Here is a 20,782-nt window from a genome sequence, read left to right on the forward strand (position 1 = left end):
GTTCCATGCTGCTGAACAGCAAGGGCAAGCACCGCCGCCCGTCCAAGGCCACCCGTATCGCCACCCTCGCGGGCGTCACCGGCGCCGCGATCGCCGTCCCGCTGATGGGTGCGACCAACGCCTCCGCCGCCTCCGTCGAGACCTGGGACGCCGTCGCCCAGTGCGAGTCCGGCGGCAACTGGTCCATCAACACCGGCAACGGCTACTACGGCGGACTGCAGTTCTCGCAGTCCAGCTGGGCCGCCGCCGGCGGTACGCAGTACGCCTCCCGTGCCGACCTGGCCTCCAAGGACCAGCAGATCGCCACCGCCGAGAAGCTCCTCGACATGCAGGGCCCGGGCGCCTGGGCCTGCGCCGGCGCCGGCGGTCTCACCAACGACGGTGTGGACCCGGGCGTGAACACCGGCTCCGGCTCCGGCTCCGGCGAGAGCAAGCCCGAGCAGGCGCAGCCCGAGCGTCAGGCCGAGCAGCCCACCACGCGCTCCGAGCAGCGCGAGGCCCCCAAGGCCGAGAGCAAGAAGACCGTCACCACCCCGACCGGCGAGAAGGTCCAGAAGGGCGACGGCGAGTACAAGGTCAAGGCCGGCGACACCCTGAGCACCATCGCCGAGGCGGAGGGCGTCAAGGGCGGCTGGAGCAAGCTCTTCAAGCTCAACGACGACATCGTCAAGGACGCGGACCTGATCTTCCCGGGTCAGCAGCTCCACCTGAAGTAACCGCCGTCTCTCCTCCCCGGAGGAGAAGCGTCCGGCGGCACTTCTCCTCGCACGGCTCCCCGGCCCGGCGCGCTCGTTCCCCCCAGCGCGCCGGGCCGGGTTCTTCGTGAGCGGCGGGCTCCGATGGACCCGCATGCGTTCACCTCTTGTTGTTACCGCACAGTAGATTTCTAGAGTTTTGTCCCGTGATGCAGGTCCTTGGGCCCTTTTTCGTCCCAGGAGGCGGGCGGTCGGCTGGCCGACGCGGCCGGGCCCGATAGGCTCGTGTCGCAAGGCCACAGTGACCCTGCACAACCAGTGTCAGATCCCAGAAGGAGATGCCTCGTGCCGTCCATCGACGTCGTCGTAGCCAGGGAAATCCTCGACTCCCGGGGCAACCCCACGGTCGAGGTCGAGGTTGGCCTCGACGACGGCAGCACGGGCCGTGCTGCTGTTCCGTCCGGTGCCTCCACCGGTGCGTTCGAGGCCATCGAGCTTCGCGACGGTGACCCCAACCGCTACATGGGCAAGGGCGTCGAGAAGGCCGTCCTCGCCGTCATCGAGCAGATCGGCCCGGAGCTCGTCGGGTACGACGCCACCGAGCAGCGCCTCATCGACCAGGCGATGTTCGACCTCGACGCCACCGAGAACAAGGCGTCGCTCGGTGCGAACGCCATCCTCGGCGTCTCGCTGGCCGTCGCGCACGCCGCCTCCGAGGCGTCCGACCTGCCGCTCTTCCGCTACCTCGGCGGCCCGAACGCGCACCTGCTGCCCGTTCCGATGATGAACATCCTGAACGGCGGTTCGCACGCCGACTCCAACGTGGACGTCCAGGAGTTCATGATCGCCCCGATCGGCGCGGAGTCCTTCTCCGAGGGCCTGCGCTGGGGTGCGGAGGTCTACCACACGCTGAAGAAGGTCCTCAAGACCAAGGGCCTGTCCACCGGACTCGGCGACGAGGGCGGCTTCGCCCCGAACCTGGAGTCCAACCGCGCCGCCCTGGACCTCATCGTCGAGGCCATCAAGGAGGCCGGTTACGTCCCGGGCCGCGACATCGCGCTCGCGCTCGACGTCGCCGCGTCCGAGTTCTACAAGGACGGCGTCTACGAGTTCGAGGGCAAGTCCCGCTCGGCCGCCGAGATGACCGAGTACTACGAGGAGCTCGTCTCCGCGTACCCGCTGGTCTCCATCGAGGACCCGCTGTACGAGGACGACTGGGCCGGCTGGAAGGTCATCACCGACCGCATCGGCGCCAAGGTGCAGATCGTCGGCGACGACCTCTTCGTCACCAACCCCGAGCGACTGGCCCGCGGCATCGAGGAGGGCTCCGCCAACGCCCTGCTCGTGAAGGTCAACCAGATCGGTTCGCTGACCGAGACCCTGGACGCCGTCGAGCTGGCCCAGCGCAACGGCTTCAAGTGCATGATGTCGCACCGCTCCGGCGAGACCGAGGACGTCACCATCGCCGACCTCGCCGTCGCCGTGAACTGCGGCCAGATCAAGACCGGCGCCCCGGCCCGCTCGGACCGCGTCGCCAAGTACAACCAGCTGCTGCGCATCGAGGAGATCCTCGACGACGCCGCGGTGTACGCGGGCCGTTCCGCCTTCCCGCGCTTCAAGGGCTGACCCGTAGCGTCAAGACGGTAGCCTCCGTCCGTCCCCGCACCCGGTCCCGTACCGTGTGCGGGGACGGACGTGCGTAGGAGCCGACGAGCTCTGACGGGGAGGCGGGACAGATGGCCGGGAAGGACCGCGACCGGTTCTCCACCGCGACCAGGCTGCGACTGCTCGGCGAGCAGACCGCGGCCCGCGTGTACCGATCCCAGAACCGCCGGCAGGCCCGCCGCTCCCGGCTCACCGGCCGGGCCGCGTTCCTGGCGCTGGTGGTCTGCTCCCTGGTGGTGGCGCTCGCCTACCCGATGCGGCAGTACGTCTCCCAGCGCGACGAGATCGCCGAGCAGGAGCGGCTCTCGCGCCAGGCGGAACGGCGCACCGAGGAGCTGCGGGACGAGAAGGCGCGGCTCCAGGACGACGCGTACATCATGCGGCTGGCCCGCCAGCACCTCCACTACGTCCTCCCCGGGGAGACCGGCTACACCGTTGCCGACCCCGACGCGGCCCAGGACCGCCGCGGCGAGTCGGGCGCGAGCGACCGGCCGTGGCACGCGAACCTCTGGGACGACGTGGACAGCGCCGACCGGGCCGAACGCGACTGACACCGACCCCGTACATCCCTCCGTACATCCCTCCGTACATCCCTCCGTACGTCCACCTCTACGAGCTTCCGAGCAGAACCAAGGCAGGCATGGAAACGCCCCCTCCGCAGACCGAGTCCACCCAGCCCACCGATGCGGACATCGCCGCGTTCGAGCAGCAGCTCGGCCGCCCGCCGCGCGGTCTGCGCGCCATCGCGCACCGCTGCCCCTGCGGCAACCCGGACGTGGTGGAGACCCAGCCCCGTCTGGAGGACGGCACGCCGTTCCCGACGACGTACTACCTGACCTGCCCCCGGGCCGCCTCGGCGATCGGCACGCTGGAGGCCAACGGGGTCATGAAGGAGATGACGGCCCGTCTGGGGACCGATCCGGAGCTGGCCGACGCCTACCGGGCCGCGCACGAGGACTACATCACCCGCCGCGACGCCATCGAGGTCCTGGAGGGCTTCCCGAGCGCGGGCGGCATGCCGGACCGGGTGAAGTGCCTGCACGTCCTGGTCGGCCACTCGCTGGCCGCGGGGCCCGGGGTGAACCCGCTGGGCGACGAGGCCATCGCGATGCTGCCCGAGTGGTGGGCCAAGGGCCCCTGCGTCACCCCCTGCGTGCCGCAGGGCGAGGGCTGGACGGTGGACGAGGGCGACGGCGGCCACGTCGCCTTCCGCCCCCTGGACGGGACCGCGGACGGGAAGGACACGTGACCCGGGTCGCCGCCGTCGACTGCGGCACGAACTCCATCCGGCTCCTCGTCGCCGACGTGGACCCCGCCACCGGCTCCTTCACCGAGCTGGACCGGCGCATGACCATCGTCCGCCTCGGCCAGGGCGTGGACAGGACCGGCCGGCTCGCCCCCGAGGCGCTGGAGCGGACGTTCGCCGCCTGCCGTGAGTACGCGGCGGCCATCGAGGAGCTGGGCGCGACACGGATCCGCTTCGTCGCCACCTCCGCCTCCCGGGACGCCGAGAACAGCGCCGACTTCGTGGCCGGGGTACGGGACATCCTCGGCGTCGAGCCCGAGGTGATCACCGGCGACCAGGAGGCGCAGCTCTCCTTCGACGGGGCCACCAAGGAGCTGGTGGGCAGCGACCACCTGGAGAAGCCGTATCTGGTCGTCGACATCGGCGGCGGCTCCACGGAGTTCGTCCTCGGTTCGGACCGGGTGGAGGCGGCCCGGTCGGTGGACATCGGCTGCGTACGGATGACGGAGCGTCATCTGATCGTGGACGGGGCCGTCATGGACCCGCCCAGCCACGAGCGGGCCGCGGCGATCCGCGCGGACGTCGACGCCGCACTCGACCTCGCCGAGCAGACCGTGGAGCTCAAGGGGGCCGGCACCCTCGTCGGTCTGGCGGGCACCGTCACGACGATCGCCGGAATCGCGCTGGAACTGCCGGAGTACGACTCCGGGGCCATCCACCACTCACGGGTCACCCGCGGCCAGGTCCGCGCGATCACCGAGCACCTGCTCCGCTCCACCCACGACGAGCGCGCCGCGATTCCCGTCATGCACCCGGGCCGGGTCGACGTGATCGGCGCGGGGGCGCTCGTCCTGCTCGCCGTGATGGAGCGGACGGGAGCCCACGAGGTCGTCGTCAGCGAGCACGACATCCTCGATGGGATTGCCTGGAATGCGGCAGAGGATGCTCAGTAGCGCTTTGGGCGACATCCTCGACGGCATCGCCTGGAGCGCCGCGTAGCCGGGCGGGCAGTCCTCCGGCTGCCCGCTCAATAGCGTCGTCACCTGCACCGTTGAGCCCGGACCCGGCCCTTCCGGGCCGTTCGGGGGCCTCTCCGGGGACGCGTCGCGGGAAACTTCGTGAACTTCTTCACAAGGAATGGGGCCCTGTTGGTCGTGGTTGGGGCCCATCAGGCCGGAACCGGTCGCCCGGGAGGGTGTGCGGAAGTGTCGCGTGCGCGTTCCGGCAGCGTTGCGACCGCATGAAGGGGAGGGGTGGTCCACCCGCCCCAGAGGGTCAAGGGCCAGCTCACAAGCGGTGAACAACGTTTCCCGCGGTGTGGTGGTTCCCTTTCGTGCCCATGACCTGGGTCACGTGGGCGGCGAAGTGTAGCAGAGGGTCGGTCAATCCTTGTGAAGGGGCTCACGAGCACCCCCCCTGGGGCGGGGTGGATACTCGATGGCATGAGCACCACGGAGCGTCCCAGGATCCTCGTTGTAGGCGGTGGGTACGTAGGCCTGTACGCAGCTCGTCGCATTCTGAAGAAGATGCGATACGGAGAGGCGACCGTCACGGTCGTCGACCCGCGGTCGTACATGACGTACCAGCCCTTCCTCCCCGAAGCTGCCGCAGGCAGCATCTCGCCTCGGCATGTCGTCGTCCCGCTGCGACGCGTGCTGCCCAAGGCTGAGGTTCTCACCGGTCGTGTCACGACCATCGATCAGGACCGCAAGGTCGCCACGGTCGCGCCGCTCGTCGGCGAGGCCTACGAGCTGCCCTTCGACTACCTGGTCATCGCGATGGGCGCGGTCTCCCGTACCTTCCCGATCCCCGGCCTCGCCGAGCAGGGCATCGGCATGAAGGGCGTCGAGGAGGCCATCGGCCTGCGCAACCACGTCCTGGAGCAGCTGGACAAGGCTGACTCCACGACCGACGAGGACGTCCGCCGCAAGGCGCTGACGTTCGTCTTCGTGGGCGGCGGCTTCGCCGGCGCGGAGACCATCGGCGAGGTCGAGGACATGGCCCGCGACGCGGCGAAGTACTACACCAACGTGCAGCGCGACGACATGCGCTTCATCCTCGTCGACGCCGCCGACAAGATCCTTCCCGAGGTCGGCCCGAAGCTGGGCGCCTACGGCAAGGAGCACCTGGAGAGCCGCGGCGTGGAGATCTACCTCTCCACCTCGATGGACTCCTGCGTCGACGGCCGCGTGGTGCTGAAGAACGGCCTGGAGGTCGACTCCAGCACCATCGTGTGGACCGCCGGTGTGAAGCCGAACCCCGCGCTGACGCGCTTCGGCCTGCCGCTCGGCCCCCGCGGCCACGTGGACACCTCGGAGAAGCTCCAGGTGCAGGGCACCGACTACATCTGGGCCGCGGGCGACAACGCCCAGGTGCCGGACATGGTCGGCCGCCGCGCCGGCAACCCGAACGCCTGGTGCCCGCCCAACGCCCAGCACGCGCTGCGTCAGGCGAAGGTCCTCGGCGACAACGTGATCTCCGGTATGCGGGGCTTCCCGCAGAAGGAGTACAGCCACGCCAACAAGGGTGCGGTCGCCGGTCTCGGCCTGCACAAGGGCGTCGCGATGGTCGTCATGGGCAAGATGAAGATCAAGCTCAAGGGCCGTCTCGCCTGGTACATGCACCGCGGCTACCACGGCATGGCCATGCCGACCTGGAACCGCAAGATCCGGATCTTCGCCGACTGGACGCTGGCGATGTTCCTCAAGCGCGAGGTCGTCTCGCTCGGCGCCATGGAGACGCCGCGCGAGGAGTTCTACGAGGCCGCCAAGCCGGCCCCGGCCCCGGCCGCCGCCAAGTCCGAGGGCGAGAAGGCCAAGGCCTCCTGACCCCCCGGTGAAGCGCTCCGCGGGGAGCGCACCGTACGACGCCCGAAGGGGCCGTCCGCCATCCGTGGTGCGGACGGCCCCTTCGGCGTATCCGGGCGGGGACCGGACCGGGGCCGGACGGCGGCCCGTGGCCTGTTCCCGCCCATATGGGTGGCGCGTACACACGTTTTGCCGTTTCGTTGCCCGGTAGCGGGATGACGGAGAGTGCGAGGAGAGTTGACGCAGGTGTACCTCGCCACGCCACCCGGGGTGTCGCGGCGGGGCTACGAGCATGTCTGTTCGTCTGTGCTTGTCGTGCTTGTCGGGGAAACACCACGGAGGTGTGCGCCATGGCAGACGCCGCGTCGCGGCTGACCGCTCTTGCCGAGGAGTTGCTCTCGGAACCCCTGCCGGTCCGTGTCCGGGCCTGGGACGGCAGCGAATCGGGGCCGCCCGGCGCCCCGGTCCTCGTGATCCGCCACCGCCGCGCCCTGCGGCGGCTCCTGTGGAAGCCGGGCGAACTGGGCCTGGCCCGCGCCTGGGTGGCGGGGGAGATCGACATCGAGGGCGACCTGTACGAAGCGCTCGGCCATCTGGCCGGGCTGCTCTGGGACCGGGGTGCCGACGCCAAGGATTCCGTCCACCCGGTCCGCGACCCCAAGGTCCGCGCCTTCGCCCGCGGCCTCCTCGACCTCGCCGGCCCCTGGCCGCCCCCGGCCCCGCCCGCCGAGGAGGTGCGCCGCCGCACCGGCCCGCTGCACACCAGACGCCGCGACAAGGAGGCCATCAGCCACCACTACGACGTCGGCAACGACTTCTACGCCCTGGTGCTCGGCCCCTCCATGGTCTACTCCTGCGCCTACTGGCAGGACGGGGGGACCCTGGAGGAAGCGCAGCGCGACAAACTCGACCTGGTCTGCCGCAAGCTCGGCCTGAAGGGGGGCGACCGGCTCCTGGACGTCGGCTGCGGCTGGGGCTCCATGGCCATCCACGCCGCCCGTGCGTACGGGGCACAGGTCACCGGCGTCACCCTCTCCCAGGAGCAGGCCGCGCACGCCCGCAAGCGCATCGCCGAGGAGGGCCTGACCGACCGGATCGAGATCCGGGTCCAGGACTACCGGGACGTCCGCGACGGCCCGTACGACGCGATCTCCTCGATCGGCATGGCCGAGCACGTCGGATCGGTCCGCTACCGGGAGTACGCGGACGACCTCTACGCCCTCCTGAAGCCCGGCGGACGCCTCCTGAACCACCAGATCGCCCGCCGCCCCGAGAAGGACGAGGACGCCTACCGTATCGACGCGTTCATCGACGCCTACGTCTTCCCCGACGGCGAACTGGCCCCGCTCGGCCGCACCCTGGCCACCCTGGAGGAGGCCGGCTTCGAGGCCCGGGACGTCGAGACGCTGCGCGAGCACTACGCGCTGACCCTGCGCCAGTGGGTGGCCAACCTGGAGCGGCACTGGGAGCGGGCGGTACGCGCCACCTCCCCGGGCCGGGCCAGGGTCTGGCGGCTGTACATGGCCGCATCGGCCCTCTCCTTCGAGCACAACAAGATCGGCGTCAACCAGATCCTCGCGGTCCGCCCGCTGGACGGCGGCGGCTCCCGGATGCCGCTGCGCGCCCGCGCCTGGACGGAGTCCGCCGGGGGCACGGACGCCTGACCCGTACATGCTTACGGGCGTCTGACCCGTACGCGTACGCCGACGGGTGAGGGGCCGGGGGGCCCCCCCCCCCCGGGGGGGCCCCCCCCCCCCCCCCCCCCCCCCCCCGCCCCCCCCCCCCCCGGGGGGGGGGGGGGGCGCCGCGCCCGCGCGGGGGGGGGGGGCGGGCGGGGGCCGCCGGCGGCCCCCTTACTTGTTCCCGGGGGTCGCCCCGGACGGGCCCGCCGGGGGGGGGGGGGGCGGGGGCCCCCCCCCCCCGGGGCCCCCCGGCCCCTCGTCGTCCCCACGTCCCGGGCTCCCCGGGCCCGGGCTACTCGGTCTTGATCGCCGTCAGCATGTTGAGCTTCGCGGCGCTGCGCGCGGGCCACAGCGAGGCGAGGACGCCCACCAGGGCGGCGAGGAGCAGGAAGAGGCCGAGCCGGTCCCACGGGATGACCAGGGCGTAGCCGGGGATGTCGGCGGACAGGGTCCGGCCGATCGCCCAGCCGAGGAAGACCCCGAGGCCGACCCCGATCACCGCGCCGAAGAGCGAGATGACGACGGCCTCCAGACGGATCATCCGCTTGACGCGGCCCCGGTCGAGGCCGATCGCGCGGAGCATGCCGATCTCCTGCTGCCGCTCGAACACCGACATCGCGAGGGTGTTGACGACCCCGAGGACCGCGATCAGCAGGGCCATGGCGAGCAGCCCGTACATGATGTTCAGGGCGGTGTTGATGAAGCCGCCGAACATGTCACGGATGTCCTGCCGGTCCATGACGCTCATCGCCGGGTTGTCACCGAGCGCGTCCACGATCGACTGCTCGTTGGCCTTGCTCGCGCCGCCGTCCGCCTTGATCCAGATCTCGCGGATCTCGGGGCGGGTGGACGTGCTGTGCTCGTCCGCCAGCTCCTTCGGGATGAGGAAGGGGGAGAGGAACTCGTTCTCCTCGTAGAGCGCGCCCACCTTCAGCTCGCCCTTCTTCTCGTCGTCGAACTTCACCGGGAGCGTGTCACCGGTCTTCCAGCCGTTCGACTTGGCGGTCTTGGAGCCGACCGCGACCTGACCGTCCTTCAGCGAGCCGAGGGAACCGGAGACGGTCGTCAGCGAGAAGACCTCCTCCACATCGCCCGGGGTGACGCCGGACGCGGAGTGGCTCTCACCGTCGACCTCGAACCAGGCGGCCTGCTGCGGGGAGAGCGCCGAGACGCCGTCGGCCTTCGCCAGTGCGGTGAGCGCGGACTCGTCGAGCGAGTCGCCGCTGGCCATCGAGACCATGTAGTCGGCCTTGATGTTGTCCGTGGTCATCTTGTCGATGGCCTGGCCGAGCGTGACGCCGAGCACCGAGATGCCGGTGACCAGGGTCAGCCCGATGGCCAGAGCGGAGGCGGTGGCTCCGGTACGCCGCGGGTTGCGGACCGCGTTCTGCGAGGCCAGCTTCCCGGAGACGCCGAACAGCTTCTTCAGCAGCGGCCGGACCAGCGCGATGACCGGGCGGGAGAGCAGCGGGATCAGGATGATGACGCCGATCAGGGCGAAGAACGCGCCGCCCGCGACCAGCTGCCTGCCGGGTGTGCCGCCGGCCGCCGCGCCGCCGACGATCCCCGCGGCGCCGAGCAGGGCGATCACGCCGCCGATGGAGTTCCGTACGACCAGGGACTTGGTGGAGGCGGTGGCGTGCACGCTGCTCATCGCGGCCACCGGGGCGATCTTCGCGGCCCGGCGGGCGGGCAGCCAGGCGGCCAGCACGGTGATCAGGATGCCGACCGCGAAGGCGGAGAGGACGGCGGTCGGCGAGACGACCAGCGGCCCGGCGGGGATCTTGCCGCCCAGGAGGCCCATCGCGGAGCGCAGTCCGGTGGCGAGGCCGAGGCCGAGGGCGAAGCCGATGACGGAGGCGAGCGTGCCGACGACCGCCGCTTCCAGCAGTACCGAGCGCTTGACCTGGCGGCGGGTGGCTCCGATGGCCCGCATCAGGGCCAGCTCGCGGGTGCGCTGCGCGATCAGCATGGTGAAGGTGTTGGCGATGAGGAAGATGCCGACGAACAGCGCGATGCCGGCGAACGCGAGCAGCATGCCGTTGAGGCCGGCCATCCCGTTCTCGATGTCCTTCGCCTGCTGGTCCGCCAGTGCCTTGCCGGTCTGCGCGGTGGCGTCCTCCGGCAGCAGGGGCTCGATGGCGTCCAGCAGCTTCTGGTCGGAGACGCCGCCCGCGGCGGAGACGGTGGCGTTCTGGAAGACGCCGGGCTTCAGGTAGAGCTTCTGGGCGGTCGCGGTGTCGAACAGCACGAGGCTGCCGCCCGCGTTGACCGCGCCGTCCTCGGTGGTGAAGATCCCCGAGAGGGTGTACTCCTTCACCGGGCCGTTGGTCGCGACCCGAACCGGGTCCCCGACGCGGTACTCGCCCTTGCTCGCGGTGTCCTTGTCGAGCGCGACCGAGCCGTTCTTGGCCGGGCCCGAGCCGTCGGTGAAGACGTAGCTCGCGTCCTTGCCGTCCTTGCCGGGGGCGAAGTTCGCACCGGTGTTGGACCAGCCGTTGCCGATCAGCTTGCCGTCCGGGTCGGCGACCCCGGCGAAGCCGTTGACCCGGCCGGTGGCGGAGGCCACGCCGTCCAGGCCCCGGATCTTCTCCAGGGTGGCCTCATCGATGCCGGGGGTCTTCTCGTCGTTGCCGGCGTACGTCTCCACGGAGACGGCGACGTTGTCGTAGCTCTTGGCGGACTGCTTGCCGAAGGCGTTGCCGAGGGTGTCGGTGAAGACCAGGGTGCCGGAGACGAACGCTACGCCGAGCATGACGGCGAGCACGGTCATCAGCAGCCTGGCCTTGTGCGCGAGCACATTGCGCAGGGCGGTACGGAACATGTCTGTGTGTCCTGGGATGGGTTCCGGAAGGGGGACGGGGACGCGCGGGGGCGGCGGCCGGGGTACGGCGGGCGCCCGCGTCAGCCGGTGCGGCGGCCGTGTCGGCCGGCCGCCGACGGCGTCAGCTCGTGCGGCCCTTCGCGTCGAACGCCTTCATCCGGTCGAGGACCCCGTCGGCGGTCGGGTGCATCATCTGGTCGACGACCGCGCCGTCGGCGAGGAAGATGACCCGGTCCGCGTAGGAGGCGGCGACCGGGTCGTGCGTCACCATCACCACGGTCTGCCCCAGCTCGCGCACCGAGTTGCGCAGGAAGCCGAGGACCTCGGCGCCGGAACGGGAGTCCAGGTTCCCGGTCGGCTCGTCACCGAAGATGATCTCGGGCTGCGACGCCAGGGCGCGGGCCACGGCGACGCGCTGCTGCTGGCCCCCGGAGAGCTCGGTCGGGCGGTGCTTCAGCCGGTCCGAGAGCCCGACCATGTCGATCACCTTCTGGAGCCACGCGGCGTCCGGCTTGCGGCCCGCGATGTCCATCGGCAGGGTGATGTTCTCCAGCGCGGTGAGCGTCGGCAGCAGGTTGAACGCCTGGAAGATGAAGCCGATCTTGTCCCGGCGCAACTGCGTGAGCTGCTTGTCCTTCAGTGTGGAGAGCTCGGTGTCGCCGATGCGCACCGAACCGCTGCTGAAGCTGTCGAGGCCGGCGACGCAGTGCATCAGCGTCGACTTGCCGGAGCCCGAGGGGCCCATGATCGCGGTGAACTCGCCCTGCGGGAAGTCCACGGTCACCCGGTCCAGGGCGACGACCTGCGTCTCGCCCTCGCCGTAGACCTTCGACAGCTCCGTGGCGCGGGCAGCCACCGCGGTGGCGCGGTGAACGGTGGGGGTGGTGGTCACAGGGACGCTCCTGGTTCGGGTGATGCGGACGCATGGGCCGTGCTGAGGCGGGCGCTGACGCCATGCCTCGGGGACTTACTCCATCGTTACGTCCCGATCGGCCCCGGTCGTCACTCCCGATGCCCGTTCCCGTGGCCCTCTTGAGTCGCATCGAGGGCGTGGATCCGTCCTCCTCGGGTATGACATCGACCCTGACCGGAGTCGTGGCCACCGCTTCGTGGTCACCCACCGTGAGTGTGCCGGGACGCGGGCGGGGAGCGGCGCCCGCGGCGGTGAGGCCCCTCCGGAGCGCTGCCGGGGCCGGGGCCGGGGCGGAGCCGGACCGGAGGGTGGCGGATGCCCTGGCGAAGCATGGCGCGGACCTGGCGCGTTGGGCCGTACGAGTGCGGCGACTTTCCGTCATTCCCATGCGGTGCGCGGGCCGCCCAAGATCGGCCGCGGGCGTGCGGTCAGCTTGGCCTGATGTCCTGACGGTCCCTCAAGCGGTCAATAAAATAAGACAACATCGCGCCACTGTTCCGCTGATCGAGGGATGTCCCCGGCTAGGGTCGGTAGCCAGACGCGGAGTCGCGCGGCACGCCCGGATGGTGGAACGTAGACACGGCGAGCTTAAACCTCGCTGCCCCTCGGGGGCGTGCCGGTTCGAGTCCGGCTCCGGGCACTACGCGCCGCACCGTGCGTGACCCGGACGGCCCAGACCGTGACCGATGCCCGGTCCGTGATCCCGGCCCCGCACGACAGCTCTCCCAAGCCCTCGGCCGGCATCACTCCGGGCTGCCGAAAAGATCCTCCCCTGGCACTGGGGTGATTCTTTTGCCTACCCATTACTCTTGTGGCAAGGCCACGCAGTGTGGCCATGGAGGAGTGAGATGAGGAGCAGCAACCCGGTCTTCTCGCGACGGGGGTTCAGCCGCGACAACGGCCACGCGGGCTTCAACGCGACGCCGCAGGCCGGGGCCCCCGCGACGGGCAACCCGTACGCGCAGGGCACCGCCGCCAACCCGTACGCCACCAACCCCTACGCGCAGACGGACATCCAGGGCGCCCCGCAGGCGCCCGCCCGTCCCGACGTGATGACCATCGACGACGTGGTGACGCGTACGGCGATGACGCTCGGCACCGTGATCGTCGCCGCGACCGCCGCCTGGTGGACGCTGCCGGTCGACAAGGAGAACGTCGGCACGGCGATCGGCGTCGCCATCGGCGCCGCGATCATCGGCTTCGTGCTGTCGCTGGTGAACTCGTTCAAGCGCCGGCCCTCGCCGCCGCTGATCCTGACGTACGCGGCGTTCGAGGGTGTCTTCCTCGGCGTCATCAGCAACATCGTCAGTGTCTACTGGGCTCCCGGCGCCGCGATGCAGGCGGTGATCGGCACCATGGCGGTCTTCGCCGGTGTGCTGATCGCCTACCGCACCGGACTGATCCGGGTCACGCGCCGCTTCTACGGCTTCGTGATGGCGGCCGCCATCGGCTTCACGCTGCTGATGATGGTCAACCTCCTGTTCGCCGTGTTCGGCGGCGGTGACGGCCTCGGCTTCCGCAGCGGTGCGCTCGGCATCATCTTCGGCATCGTGGCCATCGTCATCGGCGCGTGCATCCTCGCCCTGAACTTCAAGCAGGTCGAGGACGGCATCGCGTACGGCGCTCCGCGCGAGGAGTCCTGGCTGGCGGCCTTCGGCCTCACCGTGACCCTGGTGTGGATCTACATCGAGATGCTGCGCCTGGTCGCGATCCTCAGCGGCGACGACTGACCGGCCGTGGAGCACGCGTGACACCCGCAGTACCCGCGACACCGGAACGGCCCGCAGGCACCATGCCTGCGGGCCGTTCCGCGTTCCGTGTGCCCCGGGGCGTTGGCAGCCGGGCGGGAGGGCCGCGTAGGGTCGGCCGGGTGCTCGATACGACGCCCCTGATCCTGGCCGTGGACCGTTTCGCCGACCGGCTGCGCTCGGCCCCGCAGAGCCGCCTCCAGCGCGGCGCGGCCGCCGAGGCGCTGGCCGCGGCCCGCGAACTCGCCGCCCGGGCCCAGCGCCTGGAGACCCCGGACGCCGAGCCGCGTGAGCTGCCGGACGCCGGGATGTTCGCCGTGGGCGACCAACTCGCCGTCGCCGGGCGGGACCTGGCCGTGGCACTGGAAACGGCCCCGTCCCAGGAGCTGGACGAGGCCGTGCGGTATGTCGGGGAAGCGGCGGCGCGGGCGTTCGCGTGATGCGTAAGGGGCCCGCGCCCGGCGGTCAGAGCGAGGCGATGACGCGGTCGGCGAGGATGTACACGTTGTCCTCGCCGCAGGAGAAGGTCAGGGCGTAGGCGCCCGAGACTCCCGAACCGCCCAGCAGCACCGGCTGCCGGCCCGCCCGCAGGGCGTCGGCGAGGCGCTCGGCGGTCTCGCGGTGACCGGGGGTCATGCAGAGCGTGGTGCCGTCGGCGAAGACGTACACGTCGAGCGTGCCCAGCGGGCCGGGCCGCACGTCGGTCAGCTCGGTCGCCGTGTCGGCCAGCTCCTCCAGCCGGTTCACGGTGCGCTCGTGGTCGGTGACCACGGGTGTCTGTACGGGGATGAAGTCCGGGTGCGAGGGGTGGCGGCGGCGGGCGGCGGCCAGTTCGGGGGAGTCCTCGGGGAACTCCGCGATCTCCGGGAGGTCGGTCAGCTCGCCGATCTCGTGCTCCGCGAGGGTCCGCTCGCTCAGCTCCGTGAGCTCCTCCATCGCCTCGGCCGCTTCGAGGTCCATCGACTCCAGACCGGCGAAGTCGGCCTGCCGGGGCAGGTAGTACGGGGCGTCGTCGCCGAGGCCGGACAGGCCGCCCAGCAGGGACGGGGCGTCGGCGGCGTCACGGGCTTCCTGGGCGGCCCAGAACGCGCGCGCCTCGGCCAGCTCGCGCTCGCGCTCCTCGGCGAGCGCTTCGGCGACGGCCGCGCGTATCTCCTCGGCGGGAGTGGCCGTACCGCGGCTCTGTGGTGGCACGGAAGCATGGAGGGCGTGACCGGCGGCCAGCTCCGTGCGCAGCGCCGCGACCTGCTTGCGCAGCCCGTGAGCGGCGTGCAGTGCGGCGGCGCCGACGGCCGTGGCAGCGGCGGTGGTCAGCAACAGGGCAAATGACATGGCGCTCACTGACATACTCCCGGTTTCTATCGATACCCCCGACTTCCTACATCAGCTTGGCCTGTACCGGTACGTGCTGTCAGTGCATTACGTCACGAAATGGACAGGTCTTTCGGTCCGATGTTTAGCCCCATATCGGCTCTGACCTGCGGAAACGACTCTCCCCCGGGACACAGGTCACATCCTGGGGGAGATTCGGTCACGGTCGGAGCTCGGTGGGGTTGGCCGGGCACCTCAGCTCAGCCGCTCGTGCTGGTGGTCGCGCTGAGCTTCGCCTCCGCTGCGGGCAGGTGCCGCACTCGTGCCTCGCGCGACCCCTACCCTCCGCTGCGGCTCAGCTCAGCCGCTCGTGCTGGTGGTCGCGCTGAGCTTCGCCTCCGCTGCGGGCAGGTGCCGCACTCGTGCCTCGCGCGACCCCTACCCTCCGCTGCGGCTCAGCTCAGCCGCTCGATCACCATCGCCATGCCCTGGCCGCCGCCCACGCACATCGTCTCCAGGCCCCACTGCTTGTCGTGGAACTGGAGGCTGTTGATCAGCGTGCCGGTGATGCGGGCGCCGGTCATGCCGAAGGGGTGGCCGACGGCGATCGCGCCGCCGTTGACGTTGACCTTGTCCAGCGGCAGGCCGAGGTCCCGGTAGGAGGGGATGACCTGGGCGGCGAACGCCTCGTTGATCTCGGCGAGGTCGATGTCGTCGATGGTCAGGCCGGCCCGCTTCAACGCCTGCTTGCTGGCCTCGACCGGGCCGTACCCCATGATCTCGGGGGACAGGCCGGAGACGCCGGTGGAGACGATCCGGGCCAGCGGGGTCAGGCCCAGCTCGCGTGCCTTGGTGTCGGACATGATCACCAGGGCCGCGGCGCCGTCGTTGAGCGGGCAGCAGTTGCCCGCGGTGACCAGGCCGTCGGGGCGGAAGACCGGCTTCAGGCCCTGCACGCCCTCCATGGTGACGCCCGCGCGCGGGCCGTCGTCCTTGGCGACCGCGGTGCCGTCGGGGGTGGTGACCGGGGTGATCTCCCGCTCCCAGAAGCCGTTCGTCAGGGCTTCCTCGGCGAGGTTCTGCGACCGTACGCCGAACTCGTCCATCTCCTGGCGGGTGACGCCCTTGGACCGGGCCAGGTTCTCCGCCGTCTGCCCCATCGAGATGTACGCGTCCGGCACGAGGCCGTCCTCGCGCGGGTCGTGCCAGCTCGCGCCGGACTCCTCGGCGCGGGCTGCGGTGCGGGCCTCGGCGTCGGCGAACAGCGGGTTGTGCGTGTCCGGGAGGCTGTCGGAGTTGCCCTTGGCGAAACGGGACACCATCTCGACACCGGCCGAGATGAAGACGTCTCCCTCGCCCGCCTTGATCGCGTGCAGCGCCATCCGGCTCGTCTGCAACGAGGAGGAGCAGTAGCGGGTGACCGTACAGCCGGGAAGGTGGTCCATCCCCATCTGCACGGCGATGATGCGGCCGAGGTTGTTGCCCTGCTCGCCGCCGGGCAGACCGCAGCCCAGCATCAGGTCGTCGATGTCCTTCGGGTCCAGCTCCGGGACCTTGGCCAGCGCGGTCTGGATGATCGTGGCGGTCAAATCGTCCGAGCGCAGGTCCTTGAGGGACCCCTTGAAGGCGCGGCCGATCGGCGAACGGGCGGCAGAGACGATCACGGCTTCGGGCATCACGCGGCTCCAAGGGGCTGGAAGGCTGTGTGGACGGGCGGAACTCCTCTGGAAGTTACCCGGACGTATCGTCGGGGTCACCCGGCAGGCCGTGTGATGCGGGACTCTTTTCTAAGCGCTTGCTCAGGACGGCCTGCCGGTGTCCTGCCGGATGGCCTGTCGATGTCCTGCCGGGTGTCCTGCCGGGTGCCCTGTCGGTGTCCCGTCGAAGTTCCGCTGGAGGGCGACGCCCCCTACGCGTGCCCGTGGGCGGCGTCCGGGTGCGGGTGCGGAGTCGGTTCCGTGGAGGCGGGCAGACGCCGCCGCCGACGGTGCTTGAGGAGGGCCCAGGGAGCGCGCGCCCCCGTGACCTCCGTGCCGGCCTCCCGAGCCGCCTGGGACGCGGCCTTCGCCACCGGGAGGATGTCCTCGCGGCGCGCGCCGTCCAGCCGGTCGGTCTCCGGCCACAGGCCCAGCACCGCGCACAGCGTGGGCAGCACCGCCATGGCCGCCGTGGCATAGCCCTCGGCGGAGGGGTGGTAGTTGTCCGGGCCGAACAGCTCGCGCGGATTGGCCGCGAACTCGGGGCCCAGCAGATCACCCAGCGACACCGTGCGCCCGCCCTGCTCCACCGCGCCGATGGTCTGCGCGGCCGCCAGCTGCCGGCTCACCCGCCGGGCCAGCCAGCGCAACGGCTGGTAGACCGGCTCGATCGTGCCCAGGTCCGGGCAGGTGCCGACGACCACCTCCGCCCCCGCCGTCCGCAGCCTGCGCACCGCCGTCGTCAGACAGCGCACCGACTGGGTCGCGGGCATCCGGTGCGTGACGTCGTTCGCCCCGATCATGATCACGCAGACGTCCGGGACGCGTGCCGGGTCCGCCAGCAGCAGCGACACCTGCCGCTCCAGGTCGTCCGACCTGGCCCCCGGCAGGGCCACGTTCCGCAGGTCCACCGGCCGCTCGGCCACCGCCGCGAGCCCCGAGGCCAGCAGCGCGCCCGGGGTCTGCCCGGCCCGCCGCACGCCCTGGCCCGCGGCCGTCGAGTCCCCGAGCATCCCGAGCCGCATCGCGTCGTTCGGCCCGGCGAACGCCACTCCGTACCGCCCGTCCGCGCTCGGCGGGACCGGAGCCGTCCCGCCGCCCACCTGCCTTTTCGCGAGCTGGACCTCCGCCAGGAACACGCCCACGGCCGCCGCACCGATCAACCCGATGCTGCCACCGCCGTAGGCCGCGCCCGCCGCGATCCGCCGTGCCACCCTTGCTCTCGACACAGTCCGGTCCACCTCCTCCTCGCCGTACAGCCGTACACGTACCTACTTGCCCCGCTGGGGGCTCGGTGTACTCCTTCCCGTACGCAGAGTGCGTCCCGTACGCATACTCTGGGCCGGACCATCTCGGAGATCCCGGAGTACACGGTGCAATTCCACGATTCGATGATCAGTCTTGTCGGCAACACCCCGCTGGTGAGGCTGCGCAACGTCACGGCAGGTATCCAGGCGACGGTCCTGGCCAAGGTCGAGTACTTCAACCCCGGCGGGTCGGTGAAGGACCGCATCGCGCTGCGCATGATCGAGGCGGCCGAGCAGAGCGGGGAGCTGAAGCCCGGCGGCACGATCGTCGAGCCGACCAGCGGCAACACGGGCGTCGGCCTCGCCATCGTCGCCCAGCAGAAGGGCTACAAGTGCATCTTCGTCTGCCCGGACAAGGTGTCCACGGACAAGATCAACGTGCTGCGCGCGTATGGCGCGGAGGTCGTCGTCTGCCCCACCGCCGTTGACCCCGAGCACCCGGACTCGTACTACAACGTCTCCGACCGGCTGGTCACCGAGACGCCGGGCGCCTGGAAGCCCGACCAGTACTCCAACCCGAACAACCCGCGCTCGCACTACGAGACCACCGGTCCCGAACTGTGGGAGCAGACGGAGGGGAAGATCACCCACTTCGTCGCGGGCGTCGGCACCGGCGGCACGATCAGCGGCACCGGGCGCTACCTCAAGGAGATCAGCGAGGGCGCGGTCCAGGTCATCGGCGCGGACCCGGAGGGCTCGGTCTACTCCGGCGGCTCCGGGCGGCCGTATCTGGTCGAGGGCGTCGGCGAGGACTTCTGGCCGAGTGCTTACGACCGGAACGTCACCGACGAGATCGTCGCGGTGTCCGACAAGGACTCCTTCCAGATGACGCGGCGGCTCGCCAAGGAGGAGGGGCTGCTCGTCGGCGGCTCCTGCGGCATGGCGGTCGTCGGGGCCCTGGAGGTCGCCAGGCGGCTCGGCCCCGACGACGTCGTCGTGGTGCTGCTCCCCGACAGCGGGCGCGGCTACTTGAGCAAAATCTTCAACGACGAGTGGATGGCCGACTACGGCTTCCTCGAGAACACCGGCGCCTCCGCCAACGTCGGCGCTGTCCTGGACTTCAAGGAGGGCCCGATGCCCTCCCTGGTCCACATGCACCCGGAGGAGACGGTCGGCGAGGCCATCGAGGTGCTCCGCGAGTACGGCGTCTCCCAGATGCCGATCGTGAAGCCGGGCGCCGGTCACCCGGACGTGATGGCCGCCGAGGTCATCGGATCGGTCGTGGAGCGGCAGCTGCTGGACGCGCTGTTCACCCAGCGCGCCTCGCTGACCGACCCGCTGGAGAAGCACATGTCGGCGCCGCTGCCGCAGGTCGGCTCCGGCGAACCGGTCGAGGACCTGATGGCCGTGCTCAGTGGCACGGACGGCGCCGACGCGGCGATCGTGCTTGTCGAGGGCAAGCCCAAGGGCGTCGTGAGCCGGCAGGACCTGCTGGCGTTCCTCGCCAAGGACGCGGGCACGGCGAAGGCCTGACGGGCCGACGGCGGGCCGGGCCGACGGCGGGCCGGGCCGAGGTCCGACGGGCCGGCGGCGGGCCTTCGCGAAAGCGGCGGGCCTTCGCGAAAACGGTACGAGCGCGTCATGTTCGCGCAGCACCCGCTTAACACGGCTCCGGCACATTGGTGGGTGTCGGCAGGGAAACCCGCCGGCACCCAGAACGGCGACACCGGACTACGGAGCGGCTCCCGGACCTCCACCGTCGCCCGGACGCGGGCAACCGGCCCTGACCCGGACCGCGTCCCTCGCGGGGACCGCCGTCGTCCCGCCCCCCGGGTGACCGGGGGTGTGGCGGTCCCCGCGACAGACTTCGCAGCTCGCAGCTCGCAGCTCGCAGCTCGCAGCTCGCAGCTCGCAGCTCGCAGACTTCGCAGACGACAGCGCGGCAGGACTTCCCGGGGGCCCGGCCGCGCGGTCGTGCCCGGGCCTCGGCCGGGCTCCGGGAGGCTCGCGCCCGTCGTCGATGATCGTGGCGGCGCTCAGTCCCTCCAGTCGGACGGCGCGCGTTCCTCCCGGCGGCGGAACAGGCCGCCGCCCCGCGCCGCCTGGAACGCGTTGACGCCGACGATGCCGAGCCAGGCCACGACCAGACCCTCGATCCCGGCGTTCGCGACGCCGATCGCGGACAGCGGAATGGCCAGGATCAGCGAGACGATCCCCAGACCGTGCCGCTCCCCGAAGCTCCACGGCTCCGCCGGACGCGCCCCCCGGGCGACGGACATCTGCTGCTCGGCGAGCTGACGCCGGACCCGGCGGTCGAGCGTGCCGTCGAGCCGCTGCTCGACCTTCTCCAAGAACGAGTCGATGAGCGCGGTCTCGTACTCCGCGCCCAGCTCGCCACGGGCCTGGAGGGTGGCGGCGAGCTCCTTCTTGAGCTCGTGGTCACGGGCTTCCATGCCTACGACGGTACGGAGCCGGACCCGCGCCCGCAGTGGGGCTAGCCCCCGGATTTCCTGGGGCTAGCCCCCGAGTTTCGTGGGGCTACCCCCCCCTCCGAGTCCTACCGACCCACGCGGCTTCGACTCTGACAGGTGGCCTACGCTGGATGACTACCTCAAGGCGAAAGGCCCTGGGATGACTACCTCAAGGTGAAAGGCCGGCGAGAGCGCTGACCGGGATGAAGGGCGACTCCGTGCCACCGGACGGCCTCGTTCCCCCCGGTCCGGACGAGGAATCTGCCTGCCGGGTGTGCGGACACGACGACGGCGACCTGTTCTGGGAAGACGGATGGCCCACAGGCCTCATCTGTGTGTGCTGCGGAAACGAGTCAGATGTGTCCGACACCAGCCTCATGGGGGTCCGGAACTACCGCGGCTACTGGACGGGGAACGGTGCAGCATGGCACTCCCCCTCCCACGAGCCCCGGGACTGGGAAATCCTTGAGCAATTG

Annotated in this window: 16 protein-coding genes and 1 tRNA gene; 11 read left to right on the plus strand and 6 right to left on the minus strand. The window is 71.0% G+C overall.

Going from position 1 to position 20,782, the window contains the following annotated elements; all coding sequences use genetic code 11:
- The first annotated feature begins 5 nt into the window (after positions 1-5).
- From ACH4KB_RS26745 to ACH4KB_RS26775, 7 genes are all read left to right on the plus strand, one after another.
- Positions 6-716 (plus strand): transglycosylase family protein, encoded by a 711-nt coding sequence (locus ACH4KB_RS26745; RefSeq protein WP_398068439.1) that lies wholly within the window; start codon positions 6-8, stop codon positions 714-716.
- A 324-nt stretch (positions 717-1,040) separates the two neighbouring features.
- Positions 1,041-2,321, plus strand: coding sequence for a phosphopyruvate hydratase (eno, locus tag ACH4KB_RS26750; RefSeq protein WP_398068440.1), 1,281 nt, complete (start codon positions 1,041-1,043; stop codon positions 2,319-2,321).
- A gap of 110 nt (positions 2,322-2,431) precedes the next feature.
- Positions 2,432-2,911, plus strand: coding sequence for a septum formation initiator family protein (locus ACH4KB_RS26755; RefSeq protein ID WP_398068441.1), 480 nt, complete (start codon positions 2,432-2,434; stop codon positions 2,909-2,911).
- An 89-nt stretch (positions 2,912-3,000) separates the two neighbouring features.
- Positions 3,001-3,609 (plus strand): DUF501 domain-containing protein, encoded by a 609-nt coding sequence (locus ACH4KB_RS26760; protein WP_398068442.1) that lies wholly within the window; start codon positions 3,001-3,003, stop codon positions 3,607-3,609.
- Complete coding sequence (locus tag ACH4KB_RS26765; RefSeq protein WP_398068443.1) at positions 3,606-4,559, plus strand: exopolyphosphatase; 954 nt, start codon at positions 3,606-3,608, stop codon at positions 4,557-4,559. The genes ACH4KB_RS26760 and ACH4KB_RS26765 overlap by 4 nt, the downstream gene beginning before the upstream one ends.
- 489 nt (positions 4,560-5,048) lie before the next feature.
- Positions 5,049-6,434 (plus strand): NAD(P)/FAD-dependent oxidoreductase, encoded by a 1,386-nt coding sequence (locus ACH4KB_RS26770; RefSeq protein WP_398068444.1) that lies wholly within the window; start codon positions 5,049-5,051, stop codon positions 6,432-6,434.
- A gap of 329 nt (positions 6,435-6,763) precedes the next feature.
- A complete protein-coding gene (locus ACH4KB_RS26775; RefSeq protein ID WP_398068445.1) occupies positions 6,764-8,077 on the plus strand; it encodes a class I SAM-dependent methyltransferase in 1,314 nt (437 codons plus the stop codon).
- Between the two features lie 310 nt (positions 8,078-8,387).
- Here the strand turns inward: ACH4KB_RS26775 and ACH4KB_RS26780 are convergent, their stop codons facing one another.
- The gene (locus ACH4KB_RS26780; RefSeq protein WP_398068446.1) at positions 8,388-10,919 is read right to left on the minus strand and encodes an ABC transporter permease; all 2,532 of its coding nucleotides are present in this window, start codon (positions 10,917-10,919) and stop codon (positions 8,388-8,390) included.
- 121 nt (positions 10,920-11,040) lie between these two features.
- Positions 11,041-11,811, minus strand: coding sequence for an ABC transporter ATP-binding protein (locus ACH4KB_RS26785; protein WP_073879335.1), 771 nt, complete (start codon positions 11,809-11,811; stop codon positions 11,041-11,043).
- A gap of 578 nt (positions 11,812-12,389) precedes the next feature.
- Between ACH4KB_RS26785 and ACH4KB_RS26790 the strand changes: the two genes are divergently transcribed.
- The 3 genes from ACH4KB_RS26790 to ACH4KB_RS26800 all read left to right on the plus strand — a co-directional run bounded on the left by ACH4KB_RS26790 (position 12,390) and on the right by ACH4KB_RS26800 (position 14,020).
- Positions 12,390-12,472: transfer RNA gene (locus ACH4KB_RS26790), tRNA-Leu, on the plus strand.
- Positions 12,473-12,680: 208 nt separating this feature from the next.
- Complete coding sequence (locus ACH4KB_RS26795) at positions 12,681-13,562, plus strand: Bax inhibitor-1/YccA family protein (protein ID WP_228925671.1); 882 nt, start codon at positions 12,681-12,683, stop codon at positions 13,560-13,562.
- Positions 13,563-13,702: 140 nt separating this feature from the next.
- Complete coding sequence (locus tag ACH4KB_RS26800; RefSeq protein ID WP_398068447.1) at positions 13,703-14,020, plus strand: hypothetical protein; 318 nt, start codon at positions 13,703-13,705, stop codon at positions 14,018-14,020.
- A 25-nt stretch (positions 14,021-14,045) separates the two neighbouring features.
- On the opposite strand, the gene ACH4KB_RS26805 is transcribed toward ACH4KB_RS26800, so the two are convergent.
- The 3 genes from ACH4KB_RS26805 to ACH4KB_RS26815 form a co-directional block, all read right to left on the minus strand.
- Positions 14,046-14,897: a hypothetical protein gene (locus tag ACH4KB_RS26805; RefSeq protein WP_398068512.1), complete on the minus strand. Its 852-nt coding sequence runs from the start codon at positions 14,895-14,897 to the stop codon at positions 14,046-14,048.
- Positions 14,898-15,346: 449 nt separating this feature from the next.
- Entirely contained in the window at positions 15,347-16,567 is a 1,221-nt protein-coding gene (locus ACH4KB_RS26810) for an acetyl-CoA C-acetyltransferase (RefSeq protein ID WP_398068448.1), read from the minus strand.
- A gap of 233 nt (positions 16,568-16,800) precedes the next feature.
- Entirely contained in the window at positions 16,801-17,802 is a 1,002-nt protein-coding gene (locus ACH4KB_RS26815) for an SGNH/GDSL hydrolase family protein (protein ID WP_398068513.1), read from the minus strand.
- A gap of 159 nt (positions 17,803-17,961) precedes the next feature.
- Here ACH4KB_RS26815 and ACH4KB_RS26820 point away from each other — a divergent pair, with 159 nt between their 5' ends.
- Entirely contained in the window at positions 17,962-19,368 is a 1,407-nt protein-coding gene (locus tag ACH4KB_RS26820) for a cystathionine beta-synthase (protein WP_398068449.1), read from the plus strand.
- A gap of 503 nt (positions 19,369-19,871) precedes the next feature.
- Here ACH4KB_RS26820 and ACH4KB_RS26825 read toward each other — a convergent pair.
- A complete protein-coding gene (locus ACH4KB_RS26825; RefSeq protein ID WP_398068450.1) occupies positions 19,872-20,288 on the minus strand; it encodes a hypothetical protein in 417 nt (138 codons plus the stop codon).
- Between the last annotated feature and the right edge of the window lie 494 nt (positions 20,289-20,782).

The sequence above is a fragment of the Streptomyces sp. NPDC017520 genome, assembly GCF_044329855.1.
Lineage (GTDB): Bacteria > Actinomycetota > Actinomycetes > Streptomycetales > Streptomycetaceae > Streptomyces.

What these genes read in the sequence shown, in the direction of transcription:
- ACH4KB_RS26745 (WP_398068439.1), top strand. Translation starts at nt 6, where the DNA reads ATGCTGCTGAACAGCAAGGGCAAGCACCGCCGCCCGTCCAAGGCCACC.
- ACH4KB_RS26755 (WP_398068441.1), top strand. Translation starts at nt 2,432, where the DNA reads ATGGCCGGGAAGGACCGCGACCGGTTCTCCACCGCGACCAGGCTGCGA.
- ACH4KB_RS26760 (WP_398068442.1), top strand. Translation starts at nt 3,001, where the DNA reads ATGGAAACGCCCCCTCCGCAGACCGAGTCCACCCAGCCCACCGATGCG.
- ACH4KB_RS26770 (WP_398068444.1), top strand. Translation starts at nt 5,049, where the DNA reads ATGAGCACCACGGAGCGTCCCAGGATCCTCGTTGTAGGCGGTGGGTAC.
- ACH4KB_RS26775 (WP_398068445.1), top strand. Translation starts at nt 6,764, where the DNA reads ATGGCAGACGCCGCGTCGCGGCTGACCGCTCTTGCCGAGGAGTTGCTC.
- ACH4KB_RS26780 (WP_398068446.1), bottom strand. Translation starts at nt 10,919, where the DNA reads ATGTTCCGTACCGCCCTGCGCAATGTGCTCGCGCACAAGGCCAGGCTG.
- ACH4KB_RS26795 (WP_228925671.1), top strand. Translation starts at nt 12,681, where the DNA reads ATGAGGAGCAGCAACCCGGTCTTCTCGCGACGGGGGTTCAGCCGCGAC.
- ACH4KB_RS26810 (WP_398068448.1), bottom strand. Translation starts at nt 16,567, where the DNA reads ATGCCCGAAGCCGTGATCGTCTCTGCCGCCCGTTCGCCGATCGGCCGC.
- ACH4KB_RS26825 (WP_398068450.1), bottom strand. Translation starts at nt 20,288, where the DNA reads ATGGAAGCCCGTGACCACGAGCTCAAGAAGGAGCTCGCCGCCACCCTC.